Source organism: Iodobacter sp. CM08 (genome assembly GCF_033446605.1).
Classification (GTDB): Bacteria; Pseudomonadota; Gammaproteobacteria; order Burkholderiales; family Chitinibacteraceae; genus Iodobacter.
This window is the reverse complement of sequence record NZ_JAWQUO010000022.1, coordinates 18,673-34,497: the sequence shown is the minus strand read 5'-3', so window position 1 is coordinate 34,497 and position 15,825 is coordinate 18,673. Positions and strand designations below refer to the sequence as shown.

Sequence of the window (15,825 nt, the reverse complement as noted above, 5' to 3'; positions counted from 1 at the left end):
AAAAAAACCATGCATCAAGTCGATATCTTTCTTGCCCAAGGTTTTGAAGAAATAGAATTAGTAACCGTGGTTGATATTCTGCGTAGAGCAAATATCAATACCCGCCTGATTGCTGTGGCCGACCATACCGCAGTAACGGGTGCACATCAAATCACCATAGAGGCCGATTTAATCCTTCAACAAGCAGGCAGTGAAGCACAGATGTTAGTGCTACCTGGTGGGGGGCCAGGCACACAGGCAATGATGGCCTCTGCAGAGCTTATCAGCCGGCTCAAAGCGCATTTTGCCGCAGGCCGCCCCATTGCCGCCATTTGCGCGGCCCCGATGGTGTTAGCCAAAGCAGACCTCCTGAGAGAAAACAAAGCCACCTGTTTTCCTGGTTGCGAAGCCCCATTACTGACGGCAGGTGCAATTATCAGTGGCGGTGATGTGGTTGTAGATGGACTCATCACCACATCTAGAGGGCCGGGCACGGCAGCGGCATTTGCTTTTGAGCTAGTCCGCCAAATCAAAGGAGAGGCCATTGCCCAAGCATTACGCACAGAAATGCTATTTGATTAAAAATGGATTGATACATCCAGATTAAACCCTATATACGCATCAACTTGTCTGATTATGTCTTTTGCTCAATTTCATTATAAATATCGTAGGGCGGGTGAAACCCGCGTATTTCTTCAGCATCGCTCGCGGGTTTCACCCGCCCTACGCCGAGATTAGGCCCTGCTATTTCATTTTTTCGTGTGCTGAGTGGTTTTCGTGGACGAGAGCCGTAGTGAGTCAACCGCCCTAAATTAAAAACCCACAATATGCTTGTGGGTTTTTAATTGCTTTAGCTCATTAAGCCAATTCATACACCGTTTTACCGCGTAATTTAAACAACTGTGCAGCGTGGTATAGGTTTTCTGAATGGCCGACCACTAATAAACCTGAAGATTTCATTTGCGGCGCAAAGCGCTCTAAGATTTTAAGCTGGGTTGGCTTATCAAAATAAATCATCACATTGCGGCAAAAGATCACATCATAGGGGCCACGAATGGTCCAAGTTGCTTCAACTAAATTTAGCCGCTTAAACGAAATCATATCGCGTAATTCTTGTTTGGCTTGATAGCGGCCATCCGCCAACTTATCAAAAAAGCGTTTTACCCTTTGCGGCCCCATCCGCTCGACTTCTTCTCCGGCATAAATCCCTAAGCGGCCGGTTTCCAGCACATTGGTATCTAAATCGGTGGCCGTGACTTTCACGGGGGGACGCATGCTATCAAACGCTTCACAAGCCGTCATTGCGATACTGTATGGCTCTTCCCCCGTGCTAGAGGCCGAGGACCAAACATTTAATGTGCCTGCAGAGCGGTGCGCCAGCAAATGCTCAGCCAAAATAGGGAAATGATGCGCTTCCCTAAAAAACGAGGTGAGATTAGTGGTTAAAGAATTAGTAAACAACTCAAATTCTTTACTATTGCCACGCTCTAAAAGCTGCAAATAATCATTAAATGAATGTAAGCCCAACGCGCGCAAACGCTTAGCTAAACGGCCATAAACCATATCTTGCTTGGCAGGAGATAAGGCAATACCTGCGTAGTTATAAATTAACTTACGCACCTTTTCGAAGTCTTGCTCCGTAAATTGAAATTCACGAGAAGGTGTCGGCAGCATGGTCATCCTTTATGCTTAATTTCTTTAAAAACAATAAATACAATACTAGCGTTATAGCCCCAAATCAGACCAAATAGCATCAATACGTGATTTAACTGCATCATCCATCGAAATGGTTCGGCCCCACTCACGATCGGTTTCGCCAGGCCATTTATTGGTGGCGTCTAGGCCCATTTTTCCGCCCAGCCCCGATATAGGCGAGGCAAAGTCTAGATAATCAATGGGCGTACTTTCTACTAAGGTGGTGTCCCTTACCGGATCCATCCGAGTGGTAATAGCCCAAATGACTTCTTTCCAATCCCGAATATCAATATCGTCATCCACCACCACAATAAACTTGGTGTACATAAACTGCCGCAAAAATGACCATACCCCAAACATCACTCGTTTAGCGTGCCCAGGATAGGATTTTTTGATCGAAACAATCGCCATCCGATAACTGCAGCCTTCGGGCGGCAAATAGAAATCGGCAATTTCACTAAATTGCTTTTGCAAGATTGGCACAAATACTTCATTTAAAGCCACGCCAAGCACGGCCGGCTCGTCTGGTGGCTTGCCGGTATAGGTACTGTGATAAATAGGATTTTTACGCGTGGTGATGCGCTCTAGGCTAAATACAGGAAACCAATCCTTTTCATTGTAGTAACCGGTGTGATCGCCATATGGGCCTTCCAACGCGTATAAATAGCCGCCTACTTCTTTGAGCGGAATACCCGCTTCGCTCACACCGCTAAAGCCTAGTTCTGCGGGCTGAATATGCCCTTCTAAGATAATTTCTGCCCGTGCAGGTACTTGCAAATCTGAGCCTATGCATTGCACCAGCTCGGTTTTTGAACCCCGCAGTAAGCCAGCAAACTGATATTCCGACAAGGTATCAGGCACAGGCGTGACCGCACCAAGAATCGTGGCCGGATCGCAGCCTAATACCACCGCAATCGGAAACGGCTGGCCAGGCTTTTGCAGTGCATGCTCACGAAAATCCAAAGCACCGCCGCGATGCGCTAACCAACGCATAATCACTTGATTGCGGCTAATCACCTGCTGGCGATAAATCCCTAAGTTTTGGCGTTTTTTATTGGGGCCACGCGTAACCACCAAGCCCCAAGTAATCAGCGGGGCGGCGTCTTCTGGCCAGCAGTGTTGGATGGGAATGCGTGCTAAATCAACCTCAGCCCCTTCCCAAACCACTTCTTGGCATGGGCCGTGTTTGACTTCCTTGGGTGACATATTAAGGACTTGCTTTAACAGCGGCAGCTTATCCCAAGCATCGCGTAAGCCCTTAGGTGGCTCCGGCTCTTTTAGATAGGCCAAGGTTTTGCCAATCTCACGCAGGGCGCTAATATCTGCCGCCCCCATACCATTAGCCACCCGAGTAGGCGTACCAAATAAATTGGCCAATACCGGCATGCTATGGCCAGGTACATTTTCAAACAGTATTGCAGGGCCTTCGCTGCGCAAAGTGCGATCACAAATTTCTGTCATTTCTAGGTAGGGAGAAACAGGCACGGTAACCCGCTTTAATTCGCCTTTTTGTTCCAGCTGAGCAATAAAATCACGCAAATCACGGTATTGCATAAAGAAAACCTATAAAAAAACTGCCACTACTCGGATAAGGTCATTGAGGCACGGTAAACACCGCCCGCAGCAATGGATACGGCATTGTCTAAAACATCGCCACGTTCAACACAGACAAAGCCATGGTAATGCTCAGCCCCTACATCCGCCATTTTGGCAGCACCTTCCCAAGGATTCCAAACAATGGCTGAGCGCGTATCGCTCACTATCTTAATCTGCCCAGCGCTATGCTTAATCACTTGTTCAGTAGGCACATTTAGATATACCCGATCAGTCAGTGCTTGCACGCTTAAATCACCTACTTGCAGTAAGCGTGGTCGGCCATCCAGCAAGGTATCCACGTAGGTGCACTGATCTAAGCCACTAATGGTGACTTCCTGCACATCTGGCACGGCTAAGTAACTATGGAAGGCCTGCGAGAATGCGGCGGCAGTTTCACTACGATTTTCAACACTTAACTGCAAGTTAAGCTCATGGCCAACGCTGACTTCTAAGCGAAACAAACAAGCATGTGGCCAAAGCGCACGCGTTGCGGCAGTGTCAGCTAGCTCCAGCGCAATTTTAATCGCTCCATCGCTGAGGATTTCCACCTCTAGTACATCCCAATTAGACACCCGCGCAAAGCCATGTGATGGCAAGCCTGCAGGATGAGCGCCAAACCAAGGCATACACAGTGGAATACCGCCCCTGATCGCCTTCCCCTGTGCAAATACCGCATTGGGTGAGCGCCATAGCAGCTCACGCCCGCCCTTAGGGATAAAAGACAGCAAGTGCGCGCCTTGCAAAGCAATCACTGCCGAGCCTAATTCACCTTCAATTTGCAGCAGGGGTAAACCTGGCTCTGCTCCGCCATATAAATCGACCGAGGAACACAAACTTATTTCAGGGATAGCGGCCAGCAAGGTAGCCAGATTTGCTTGCATAGAAAAACTCCTTGTTATTCAGTACGCCCAAAGCAAGTGATTACTCTTGCAGGCGACGCGGCACCCAAACCAAAGCATCGCCATCAATTACTTTTTCACCACGGACCCAGCATTCAGTCAGTAAACGCACCCGTTGTTTTTCTTGCAACAGCTCTAAAACGGTGACTAAAGCCGTTACCGTGTCGCCGATTTTAACTGGCTTTAAAAACTTTAAATTTTGGCCCATATAAATGGCACCTGCACCTGGCAAGCGCGTGCCAATCACGGTAGAAATCAAACTAGCACTCAGCATGCCGTGGGCAATTCGGCCTTCAAAGCGGGTTTTTGCCGCGTATTCCTCATCAATATGCATAGGATTATTGTCGCCAGAAATACCCGCGAACAAAATCACATCCGTTTCAGTAATCGTCTTACGATATTCAGCGCTTAAACCTAAAGCTAAGTCTTCCATAAAGTAATTCATATTTATCCCTGTAAATTAAAATACTTTGAAATCATTGAATATCTAGGGCCCAGTGTTTTTCCCTAAACCCGCACCCGCATGACGAAATGACGAAGGCGTGACCACCGGCATACGATTTAGATCTAGCCAAGGCGATAACCACTTAAATGTGCGCCGATAAGCATCCGAGCTAGCATCAGGATTAAACGCGATCGCCACCGTTGATGCCCCCACCGCCATCCGTTTTACCACATCAGGCTTTAAGCTAGCGTTATCGAAATCATGAAAAGCATCTGGATAAGTGATTAAACGAAAGGTCGGTTGATCTGCTTTGGCCACCAAAGCACGACAAGGCTCGGCAGGAGTCCAATCATCCTCTTCACCCACCAACATCAGTAGTGGTGCAGTCACTTGATATTTATCACGCAGCAAATAAGAGCTGCATGAGGGGAAAAAAGCCACGCCAACACGAACCGATGGCAATTTTTGCCCAAGCAAGGATAAAACCGCGGTTGCACCGTGCGACCAGCCAATTACACCTAAGCGATCGCCATCAATTTCCTTGCGCGTTTTTAACCATTCCAACGCATGCCGTGCATCTTCTGCACGCATTTTAGGGCTTAAGGTGCGCTTACTGAGCGGCACGCTACAAAGCTCCTGCAGATCCCGCCCACCAAAGCTATCTAGCATCAAAACAGCGTAGCCTTTTTCCTGCAAAAGACTTGCCATCCGCTCAGGCCTTGGATTAAGCCCTGTTGTTTGCCCCATACCGTTGCAGCCATGCAATAACACCACCGCTGCGGCAGGCCCAGCATCAGAAACAGGAGGAGGAAGGTATTTTGCAGACAAGGTGATTTCTGCACCGGGAATGAGTACGCGCTCAGCCCGTACAGGCAAAGCCATCATACCCAACAAACAAGACCAGAAAATAATTCGCATCGGACCAAGGAATCAAAGAACCTAACAATAAAATTTGCCTTAATTGGTGCCATAGCACCCAAAGAAAATCAGCAAGGCAAAACACCATATCAGTACAGCTACTTTATCACTGATGCAAAAAAAGAATTAAGCCACCTTTTACTCTTAGCAAACAAACAAAGAAAGTAAAAAACTCGCCTTAATTCATTAATCAATGTAGAAAAATTACTGGAAACTGGGCTAAGAAACGCAATATGAGCCATCCCCACATCCCATAACCTCCTGTCAGCTCAGAGTGGCGCGCACTCTACCACATGCAACTGAACTTGACTAAGCTGACTCGCCTTAGCTCTTGCCTCAGCAGTCTGCCTTAGTTTGTTTACGAATCATCAGCCAAACAACGCAATTTCATTAGGGAGTCGGCATGAGCGATACAATACACACCCATTTCAGCCACGGCATCGCTACTATTACGCTCGCACGACCAGCGCTTTGTAATGCATTTGATGACATATTAATTGCAGAGCTCACCGCCACTCTTGCCGCATTCGGGCAAAACTCAAATTTACGCGTAGTTGTGTTGTCAGCAGAAGGCAGTACATTTAGTGCTGGCGCAGACTTAAGCTGGATTCACCATTCCACCCAATTTGATCAGCATCGCAATTTTGAAGATGCGCTCAAACTAGCCCGTCTTATGCAAACCCTAGAGCGCTTACCCGTGCCCACCATCGCTCGAATCCAAGGGCCGGCCTTTGGTGGCGGCGTTGGCTTGATTGCTTGCTGTGATTTAGCCGTTGCCACCAGCGATAGTTGGTTTCGCATTAATGAAGTACGGCTAGGCTTAATCCCTGCCGTCATTGGCCCCTACATCATTGGCAAAATTGGTATCAGTGCAGCCAGACGTTACATGCTAACCGCTGAACGCTTTGACTGCCATACGGCACAACAATTGGGATTAGTACACGAGGTAAAACAGAATATTGAGGACATGGATATACAAGTACAAACGTGGATTAACGAGCTACTACAAAACAGCCCACATGCACTCACCGCAGCAAAACGGCTGATTACTTCAGTCGTACACCGGCCTATCGATGACGCAATGATTTCTGATACCGCACACCGTATTGCACACATCAGAACCCATGAAGAAGCACGCGAAGGCGTGGCGGCCTATTTGGGTAAACGCGCCCCTTCATGGCATATCAATCGAAACGCTAAGCTAAATGGCGAGTAGCTGAAACCCTAGCACACTCAGATTCAGTAACACTTAGCAGTTGCAAACTGGGTAGATCAAAAGGGCGGAAAAACTCATCTCTAGTTGCGAGGATATCCACGGTTTCTAGCTCTACGCTTCCGTCTTCCATCTTGAATACGGTGATCATGGCAATATCTCCTCAGGTAATCAGCAAGAATCTAAAGCCCCTGCTTATTAGTAATATCGGCATGTCAGTAAGAAAATACAATCCTAATTAACAAAAAACGGCAAGATAAAATTTCTCTTGCCGTTTTTTACCACTTTTTTACTCAAGCGAGCTAGGTTTAAGCTTGTAATCTACTTTAATTTGCGATTTAAGCGCTTGTAAATAGCTAGCCACTTCAACCTGGCCATACATCTGCCCAATGTTTTCACTCATGCGGCGACGCAATTCATCGTCTAGTGCAGGGGCAGCAGTTGATTTCAGCACTTTAAATAATGCAAAACCTTGGCCTTTCACCTCTGCTCCCACATATGCAGGTAGCTTATCTGCAGAAGCACTAAAAATTTCTTTCAGCTGAGCTTCTGGCACCGCAGATTGCCCCATGCGCAACATCTCTTGTGCTGCAGACCAAGTAAGCGTATCCGCCCCGCCTTTTTTAAGCTCGGCTAATTTCTTAGTACCCTCAGCAAGTGCCAATTTAAGCGCTTTCTCTTGCTTAAGCTTCGCCAAAATGCCCGCATTTACAGCCTCTAACTTCTGCACTTGCGCGGGTTTTGCTTCAATAACACGCACTGAAACCAAAGTACCTGGAGCCACTTCAATCGCTTCTGAATTGTGTTTCTTTTTTAACACATCATCGCTAAACACGGCCTCACGCAGCTTCGCGTTATTGAGCAGTTCATCAGTAGCCGCTGCACGCGTTACCCAAGCACTTTGCTGCACAGCCAATTTAAAGGCCTCTGCCGCTGGCTTTAAACTATCTGCTTGCTGATAAACCAGCTCATTAAATTTCTCAGCTTGGTTTTGAAAACTTTGCTGCACTTTTTCAAGCTTCAGCTTGTGCTCTACTTCAGGCTGTACTTCCGCCAAAGTTTTGCTACGAATATCATCAAGACGAATAATGTGCAGGCCAAAATCACTGGCAACTACCGCGCTGATTTCACCTTTTTTAAGTTTAAACGCCGCATCATCAAACGGCTTTACCATAGCGCCATGAGCAAAAAAGCCTAAATCACCACCATTCGCAGCCGAGCCTGGATCTTGCGATTCTTTTTTAGCCAGCTCAGCAAAACGCGCTGGGTTCGCTTTTAGCTCTTTCAAAATGGCATCAGCCTTCGCCTGTGCTACCTTCTTAACTTCTGGCTTAGCGTCTTTAGCAAGCGTAATTAAGATATGGCTGGCTTTACGCTCTTCACCCGTGAGCTGCGCTTTATGTGCTTCAAAATATTTCTGCACCTCGGCGGATGTCACCAAAACGCTCTTAGCTAATTCTTGCTGAGAAAAAACGATATATTCCAAGCGAGCCATTTCTGGCGATTTAAATTCCTCGCTGTGTGTATCGTAATATTTTTTAACGTCGGCATCAGACACAACAACTTGTGACATAAAAGCAGCGGGCGAAATTTGCACCATCGCCACTTCTCTTTTCTCACCCAATAGCTTCGCCATATATTCAGTCATGGCCGTTGATTGAATGCCATTGGCAAACCCAGCCAATAGATGACGGCTAGATAAATCATCACGCACACGCTGCTGAAAGGCTAATGGCGTCATTTGCTGAGCAGCCAGTAAGTCTTGATAGCGCTGAGGACTAAATTTGCCATTTTCTTGGAAATCTGGAATAGCAGCAATTGCATCACGGACCTGATCATCCGAGACCTTTAGGTGCAATAGAGCGGCTTGCTCAAGTAAAAGCTGCTTTTTAACCAGCTGCTCAAGCACCATCGGTTTCATTTCATTTGCAATAGGCTGGTTGCCAATGGCTTGAGCAAGCTCACGAGGGGTAATAAGTGTCTGGCCAACCTTAGCCAGATACGATTCGCCATCTTCCATAGCGCTGTAGCCTGTAAGGCCAACACCAACAACTAGACCCAAAGAAACGAGGCCAAGTACCACCTGAACGGCGGTCTTGTTTTTTTCAACAAAAGAAAACATGGGACAAGCAACTCCGCGAGTGATTCGCAACATACAATCTGAAATGGCGGAGGGCCAATCGATTTATGCCACGAAGGCGTGTATTTTTTATGTTTAAACTGGCAACCGCAATCACCATCAAAAGTGGGCACCACGATCGAGCGTATAAAATCCACTCTGTCGAATAAATAGCCCCTCGGATAATGCCAGATTGACGCCTGCCTGTCTTGCAAACGCAAATAATAGACAAATAAAAAGCCAAGCATTTCTGCTTGGCTTTTTATTTTAATCTGGCGGAGCGGACGGGACTCGAACCCGCGACCCCCGGCGTGACAGGCCGGTATTCTAACCAACTGAACTACCACTCCTCAATGCAACTAAATCTTCGACAGTTAAATGGTGGGTGATGACGGGGTCGAACCGCCGACATTCTGCGTGTAAGGCAGACGCTCTACCAACTGAGCTAATCACCCAAGCCAAATTACTGCACTAATAAAGATTTAGTCAGCAAAGTAAGTCGATTATTGTACTGCATCTTTCAAAGATTTACCAGCCCTAAATTTAGGCTGTTTTGCAGCAGCAATCGCGATAGTCTCGCCAGTGCGTGGATTACGGCCGCTGCGCTCAGCGCGCTCAGACACGTAAAAAGAACCAAAGCCGACCAACGTTACTTCGTCGCCTGATTTCAGGGCTTGGGTTACTGCTTCTACTGTTGCATCCAGTGCTTTACCTGCATCAGCCTTGGAGAGACCAGCGGATTCTGCGATGGCGTTGATGAGTTCCGATTTATTCACTTACGTCCCCTTTCAATTCTGATTGGATTGATACGATTAACTAATTACTGAAGCTTTATAGCAAGCCACAAAATCTCGTGTCAACTAATGTTTAGTAAGCTGTCCAGTTACTTCCACCCCTGCTTGCGGCAAAACAGCTTCTGAACTCGCCACCTCTTCCGGCAAAACCTCCGGCAACCGCTCTAAGGCAAGCCCCAACACCTGATCGATCCACTTGACTGGGTGTATGGTTAGCCCGCGCTTTACATTGTCTGGTATCTCAGCGAGATCCTTGACATTGCCCTCAGGAATCAATACCTGCTTGATGCCACCACGGTGAGCAGCAAGCAGTTTCTCCTTTAAACCGCCAATTGGCAATACTTCACCACGCAGCGTGATCTCTCCTGTCATTGCAACATCGCAACGAACCGGGATTCCAGACAACACAGAGACCATTGCAGTTGCAATACCAATCCCTGCTGAAGGGCCATCTTTTGGCGTAGCTCCTTCTGGAAAATGGATGTGCATATCAATTTTCTGATAAAAATCAGGGTCTATGCCTAAGGCCTTAGCGCGACTACGCACCACCGACAACGCCGCTTGGATGGATTCTTGCATCACATCACCAAGCTTACCGGTTTGAATCATTTTTCCTTTGCCTGGGAATTTTACCGCTTCGATAGTGAGTAATTCACCACCGACTTCGGTCCAAGCAAGGCCAGTTACCTGCCCAATCTGATTCGTTTGCTCTGCAACACCGTAATCAAAACGATGTACACCCAAGTACTTTTCCAAGTTTTTCGGGGTAATGGTGATCTTTTTATCGCTTGGCTTCATGATCAAGCTCTTCACCACCTTGCGGCAGATACGAGCGATTTCTCGATCTAAGCTGCGCACCCCTGCTTCACGGGTGTAGAAACGCACTACATCACGCACAGCAGCGTCGGAAATCACCAATTCACCCTCAGCTACACCATTAGCCTTGGTTTGTTTTGGCACAAGGTACTTAAGTGCAATATTTACTTTTTCGTCTTCGGTATAACCCGACAAACGAATCACTTCCATTCGATCCAATAATGCAGGCGGAATATTGAGTGAGTTAGCCGTCGCCACAAACATCACATCCGACAAATCAAAATCCACTTCTAGATAATGATCGCTAAATGCGTGGTTTTGCTCAGGATCTAATACTTCCAGCAAAGCAGAAGAAGGATCACCTCGGAAATCCGAGCCCATCTTATCGACTTCATCGAGTAAAAAGAGTGGATTTTTTACACCAATTTTAGTCATCGACTGCAAAATTTTACCCGGCATCGAGCCGATATAAGTGCGGCGATGTCCACGAATCTCCGATTCATCACGCACGCCACCTAAGGCCATACGGACAAATTTACGATTAGTGGCACGCGCAATCGATTCGCCCAAGGAAGTTTTACCCACACCAGGCGGCCCTACAAGGCACAAAATAGGCGCTTTGAGCTTTTCAACACGGCTTTGTACCGCAAGGTACTCAACAATGCGCTCTTTGACCTTCTCAAGGCCGTAGTGATCGGTATCCAGCACCAATTCTGCGGCAGGTAATTCCTTGCTGATTTTGGTTTTCTTTTTCCACGGCAAATCAAGCAAAGTATCGATGTAATTACGCACTACGGTTGCTTCAGCAGACATCGGCGACATCATGCGTAATTTTTTCAGCTCAGACTCGGCTTTGTCGCGCGCTTCTTTGCTCATACCGGCGTTTTTGATTTTTTTATCAAGCTCGTCGATATCGGCGTTTTCATCTAGCTCACCCAGCTCTTTCTGAATGGCCTTAACCTGCTCATTCAGATAATACTCGCGCTGACTTTTTTCCATTTGGCGCTTCACACGGCCACGGATACGCTTTTCTACCTGCAAGATATCCAGCTCGGATTCAAGCTGTTTTAACAGCTGCTCCATGCGGCGACGCAGGTCGAACATCTCTAAGATGGATTGTTTTTGCTCAAGCTTTAAAGGCAGATGCGCGGCAATAGTATCTGCCAAGCGATGCGCGTCTTCGATCCCAGCCAAAGAGGTCAAGATTTCTGGCGGAATTTTTTTATTGAGCTTAACAAATTGATCAAATTGGGTTAGCAAGGCACGGCGCATCGCCTCTACTTCATGCCCCTGCTCGCCACTGGCATCAATCGGATGAGCGATCGCGCTATAAAAGCCGGCCTCTTCATCAATATCGGTGACGGTTGCACGCTGGCCACCTTCAACCAGCACTTTAACCGTACCGTCAGGAAGCTTCAGCATCTGTAAGATGCTGGCAATCGTACCTACTGGATAAATGTCAGCCAAGCCTGGCTCATCTTTCTGGGCGTTCTTTTGCGCAACCAGCAAGATATGGCGGCCATCTTCCATCGCGGCTTCTAGCGCGCGAATCGACTTTGGGCGACCCACAAATAGCGGGATAACCATATGCGGAAACACCACCACATCTCGTAGCGGCAGCAGCGGCAAATGGACATCGTCGGCAAACGCAACAGTTTGGGACATCAACAAAGGGCCTCGAAAGTGGATTTACCCCATAGAGCTGGGGGCTTGGGCAAGAAATTACAATGCCCTAGAAGTAACTCTGAGCTGAAAATTTCAGCCCAGAGCTTAAGTAATATATTTTTGCCTACATAAAGGCACCAGCAAACAGTCACTGGCGCCTCTGTGTCTTACTTAGCCACAACAGGATCAGCGTATACAACCGTTGGCGCAGTTGCATTTTTAATCACCGACTCATCCACCACCACACGACTCACGCCTTGCATAGAAGGCAGCTCGTACATGATATCTAGCAAGGATGATTCAACAATCGAGCGCAGGCCACGTGCACCAATTTTACGCTCCATCGCCTTGTGTGCAATCGATGCCAAGGCTTCTTTTCCGACTTCCAGCTCAACACCTTCCAAAGAAAACAGTTTTTGATACTGTTTAATCAGGGCGTTTTTAGGCTCTGTCAGAATAGAAACCAGCGCGGCTTCATCCAGCTCTTCCAGCGTTGCAGTCACTGGTAAGCGGCCCACAAACTCAGGAATCAAGCCAAAGCGAATCAAATCATCTGGCTCTACCGTGTGCAGCATTTTGCCAACACTGGTGTTTTCGTCCTTGCTCATCACTTCGGCGCCAAAACCAATGCCGCTTTTTACTGAGCGATTGCGGATGATTTTATCCAAGCCTTCAAACGCACCACCACAAATAAACAAGATATTAGTGGTATCAACCTGCGGCATATCTTGGTTTGGATGCTTACGGCCGCCTTGTGGAGGAACTGATGCAACCGTCCCCTCTACCAGCTTCAATAACGCCTGCTGCACACCCTCACCCGATACATCACGGGTAATCGATGGGTTTTCGGATTTACGCGCAATTTTATCGATCTCATCGATATAGATAATGCCACGCTGGGCTTTTTCTACATCGTAATCGCACTGAGCCAACAGCTTAGCAATGATGTGCTCAACGTCTTCACCCACATAACCCGCTTCAGTCAGCGTTGTAGCGTCGGCAATAACAAAGGGCACATCCAAAAGCTTAGCCATGGTTTGCGCTAATAATGTTTTACCTGAGCCTGTTGGCCCAATCAGCAAGATATTGGATTTAGCCAATTCCACATCATTATCTGCAGACTTATTGCTGCTTAAGCGCTTGTAATGGTTATAAACCGCAACCGCAAGAATCTTTTTGGCGCGCTCTTGGCCAATCACATAAGAATCCAGAGTGGTGCGAATTTCAACTGGCGTAGGTACGCGCTTGCCTTCCCCCGCCTGCGCTGCCTCACCAACCACCGCCGCAGCGGCTTCGTCTTTTAATACATCACGGCAAAGCTCAATGCATTCGTTGCAAATAAACACTTGCGGGCCAGCAATCAGCTTAACCACTTCGTGCTGGCTTTTACCGCAAAAAGAACAATAAAGGAGTTTTTCTGACATCGCCTAACCTACACCCCAACAACGGGCCCTAGAATAAAAAACCGCCAGGCTCGCTGGCGGCATTGTCACGATCGGCACAGCCTTATTTAGCTGCGGCCACGCTACGAGACTGCAATACATCATCAATCAAACCGTAGTCTTTTGATTCTGCAGCACTCATGAAATTATCACGATCGGTATCGCGCTCTACGGCTTCGATACTTTGACCGGTATGCTTCGCCAGCATTTCATTTAAAGAACGCTTGGTTTTAATTAATTCACGCGCATGAATTTCAACATCAGAAGCCTGGCCAGAAAGGCCGCCAATCAAAGGCTGATGAATCATAATGCGTGAATTAGGTAGCGCATAACGCTTACCCTTGGCGCCACTTGATAACAAGAATGCACCCATACTTGCCGCCATACCCACACACATGGTGGATACGTCAGGCTTAATAAAATTCATCGTGTCGTAAATCGCCAAACCTGCGGTTACAGAGCCACCAGGAGAGTTGATATACAAGTGAATATCTTTATCTGGATTTTCGGACTCTAAAAACAACATCTGCGCAATAATCAGATTTGCGCTTTGATCGTTAACGGGGCCAACCAAGAAAATAACACGCTCTTTTAATAGACGCGAATAGATATCGTAAGAGCGCTCGCCACGGCCGCTTTGCTCAACGACCATTGGGATATACCCCAGATTTTGTGGGTCAAATTCTTGTCTTGACATCTTTTTCTCTCAGAAATAAAGGCTCAACTGACTGTTTGTTTGCAAACACATCAATAGATCCCATAGGGTCATTTAAACGATAAAGTGCCACCTTGATGGCACTTTATCGTAGCACCTCATTTGCCGAGATTGATTAGCCTTGTTGGCCCATCAATTCTTCAAAGGACATGCCTTTTTCGGTTACTTGCGCCTTAGCCAATACAAACTCAACCACATTGTCTTCCAATGCCATTGATTCTGGGCCAGCTAGACGTTCGCGGTCTTCAAAGTACCAAGCCACTACTTCGCTTGGATCTTCGTAATTTTGTGCCAAGTCTTCAACTACAGCCTTCACTTGTTCTAGCTTAGCTTCTAGCGCATTGCCTTTTACCAGTTCAGCCAAAGCTAAACCAAGGTGAACACGGCGCTGAGCTTGCGCTTCGAACATTTCTGGCGAGAACGGAACATACTTTGGGTCGATACCACGTGCTTTCAAGTCCGCCAGCGCGCCTTCAGCCAAACGACCGATTTCTAACTGCACTAAAGCCTTAGGCAAATCAGTCGGTGCGGCAGCGATCAGCGCAGTCATGACGTTTTCTTTAGCGCGGGCTTTCAGACGGAAGCGTACTTCGCGCTCCAGATTGCCACGGACTTCAGCACGCATTTTCTCTACATCACCATCGACGATACCGAGGCTTTTTGCAAATTCTGCGTCAACTTCTGGCAAGATTGCAGCCGCTACGTTTTTAACTGTGATTTCGAATACAGCAGTCTTACCTGCTACATCTGCACCGTGGTAGTCAGCAGGGAAATCAACGCTCACCGATTTGGTTTCGTCTTCTTTCATGCCAATCACGCCGGCTTCAAAGCCTGGCAACATTTGACCCTTGCCCAGCAAGAAAGCGTGGTTTTCAGCAGAGCCGCCATCAAACAATACGCCGTCGATCGAGCCTTTAAAGTCAACGATCACGCGATCGCCATCAGCCGCTTCACGTTCTACACGCTCAAAACGAGTACGCTGGCGACGCAGGATATCAACGGTTTTTTCTACTTCGGCATCAGATAAATCCAAGACTGGCTTTTCAATTTGCGCCGCAGCCAAATCGCCAATCACCACTTCTGGATAGACTTCAAATGTAGCTGCAAATTGGAAATCGCCAGTTTCGGTCGCCGCATCTTTTGGCTCGAAACGTGGGTAGCCCGCTACGCGCAGTTTTTGCTCTTGAACCGCTTGGCCAAAACTTGCCTCAACCGTTTCACCCAATACTTCTTCTTGGATGCGAAAGCCATAGTTTTGCGCAACGATTTTCATCGGAGCCTTGCCTGGGCGGAAACCTGCAATTCTTGCAGTCTTTGCTACGTGCTTCAAACGCGCGTTAACTTGTTCAGTAATTTCTGAGCGTGGCACAGAAATAGACAGGCGACGTTCGAGTTGATTCAGGGTTTCTAGTTGTACTTGCATTTCAAACCATTCCTATGGGGGATCAACGCGCGTACACGCATCTTAATAAATAGGGGATAAAGCCAGCTCATCTGCAAAAAACACTACGCCAAGGCCGTAACAGCCA

The 15,825-nt window shown here is 47.5% G+C and carries 14 protein-coding genes and 2 tRNA genes; 2 read left to right on the top strand and 14 right to left on the bottom strand.

From position 1 onward, the window contains the following. Window positions 1-9 precede the first annotated feature (9 nt). Entirely contained in the window at window positions 10-561 is a 552-nt protein-coding gene (locus R6242_RS13745; RefSeq protein ID WP_318427683.1) for a DJ-1 family glyoxalase III, read from the top strand. Window positions 562-837: 276 nt separating this feature from the next. On the opposite strand, the gene R6242_RS13740 is transcribed toward R6242_RS13745, so the two are convergent. Genes R6242_RS13740 through R6242_RS13720 form a run of 5 tightly spaced genes read right to left on the bottom strand, consistent with a single transcriptional unit; the run spans window position 838 to window position 5,499 of the window. Beyond that, window positions 838-1,653 carry a CheR family methyltransferase gene (locus R6242_RS13740; RefSeq protein ID WP_318427681.1) on the bottom strand — a complete coding sequence of 272 codons (816 nt, stop codon included), beginning with the start codon at window positions 1,651-1,653 and terminating at the stop codon, window positions 838-840. A 51-nt stretch (window positions 1,654-1,704) separates the two neighbouring features. Then, window positions 1,705-3,228: a 4-hydroxy-3-polyprenylbenzoate decarboxylase gene (ubiD, locus tag R6242_RS13735; RefSeq protein ID WP_293932684.1), complete on the bottom strand. Its 1,524-nt coding sequence runs from the start codon at window positions 3,226-3,228 to the stop codon at window positions 1,705-1,707. Between the two features lie 26 nt (window positions 3,229-3,254). Then, window positions 3,255-4,151, bottom strand: a complete 897-nt coding sequence (locus tag R6242_RS13730; protein WP_293932682.1) for a D-hexose-6-phosphate mutarotase — start codon at window positions 4,149-4,151, stop codon at window positions 3,255-3,257. Window positions 4,152-4,191: 40 nt separating this feature from the next. Then, the gene (locus R6242_RS13725; RefSeq protein WP_318427678.1) at window positions 4,192-4,614 is read right to left on the bottom strand and encodes a MaoC family dehydratase; all 423 of its coding nucleotides are present in this window, start codon (window positions 4,612-4,614) and stop codon (window positions 4,192-4,194) included. Between the two features lie 42 nt (window positions 4,615-4,656). Next, a complete protein-coding gene (locus R6242_RS13720) occupies window positions 4,657-5,499 on the bottom strand; it encodes a dienelactone hydrolase family protein (RefSeq protein WP_293932678.1) in 843 nt (280 codons plus the stop codon). A 436-nt stretch (window positions 5,500-5,935) separates the two neighbouring features. On the opposite strand from R6242_RS13720, the gene R6242_RS13715 reads away from it, so the two are divergent. After that, window positions 5,936-6,748, top strand: coding sequence for an enoyl-CoA hydratase-related protein (locus R6242_RS13715; RefSeq protein WP_293932676.1), 813 nt, complete (start codon window positions 5,936-5,938; stop codon window positions 6,746-6,748). Here the strand turns inward: R6242_RS13715 and R6242_RS13710 are convergent. The 9 genes from R6242_RS13710 to tig all read right to left on the bottom strand — a co-directional run bounded on the left by R6242_RS13710 (window position 6,729) and on the right by tig (window position 15,719). Further along, the gene (locus R6242_RS13710) at window positions 6,729-6,896 is read right to left on the bottom strand and encodes a hypothetical protein (RefSeq protein ID WP_318427674.1); all 168 of its coding nucleotides are present in this window, start codon (window positions 6,894-6,896) and stop codon (window positions 6,729-6,731) included. The genes R6242_RS13715 and R6242_RS13710 overlap by 20 nt on opposite strands. Window positions 6,897-7,034: 138 nt before the next feature. Beyond that, on the bottom strand, window positions 7,035-8,867 hold the full coding sequence (locus tag R6242_RS13705) for a peptidylprolyl isomerase (RefSeq protein ID WP_318427672.1): 1,833 nt from the start codon (window positions 8,865-8,867) through the stop codon (window positions 7,035-7,037). A gap of 270 nt (window positions 8,868-9,137) precedes the next feature. Continuing rightward, a tRNA-Asp gene (locus R6242_RS13700) sits at window positions 9,138-9,214 on the bottom strand. 29 nt (window positions 9,215-9,243) lie between these two features. Further along, window positions 9,244-9,319: transfer RNA gene (locus tag R6242_RS13695), tRNA-Val, on the bottom strand. Window positions 9,320-9,367: 48 nt separating this feature from the next. Beyond that, window positions 9,368-9,640: an HU family DNA-binding protein gene (locus R6242_RS13690; protein ID WP_130104966.1), complete on the bottom strand. Its 273-nt coding sequence runs from the start codon at window positions 9,638-9,640 to the stop codon at window positions 9,368-9,370. Between the two features lie 84 nt (window positions 9,641-9,724). Further along, window positions 9,725-12,139, bottom strand: coding sequence for an endopeptidase La (gene lon / locus R6242_RS13685; RefSeq protein WP_293932669.1), 2,415 nt, complete (start codon window positions 12,137-12,139; stop codon window positions 9,725-9,727). Between the two features lie 167 nt (window positions 12,140-12,306). Beyond that, window positions 12,307-13,563 (bottom strand): ATP-dependent Clp protease ATP-binding subunit ClpX, encoded by a 1,257-nt coding sequence (clpX, locus tag R6242_RS13680; protein ID WP_293932667.1) that lies wholly within the window; start codon window positions 13,561-13,563, stop codon window positions 12,307-12,309. A gap of 82 nt (window positions 13,564-13,645) precedes the next feature. Beyond that, the gene (gene clpP, locus R6242_RS13675) at window positions 13,646-14,278 is read right to left on the bottom strand and encodes an ATP-dependent Clp endopeptidase proteolytic subunit ClpP (RefSeq protein WP_293932666.1); all 633 of its coding nucleotides are present in this window, start codon (window positions 14,276-14,278) and stop codon (window positions 13,646-13,648) included. A gap of 133 nt (window positions 14,279-14,411) precedes the next feature. Further along, window positions 14,412-15,719: a trigger factor gene (gene tig, locus R6242_RS13670; protein WP_318427666.1), complete on the bottom strand. Its 1,308-nt coding sequence runs from the start codon at window positions 15,717-15,719 to the stop codon at window positions 14,412-14,414. Window positions 15,720-15,825: the final 106 nt, after the last annotated feature.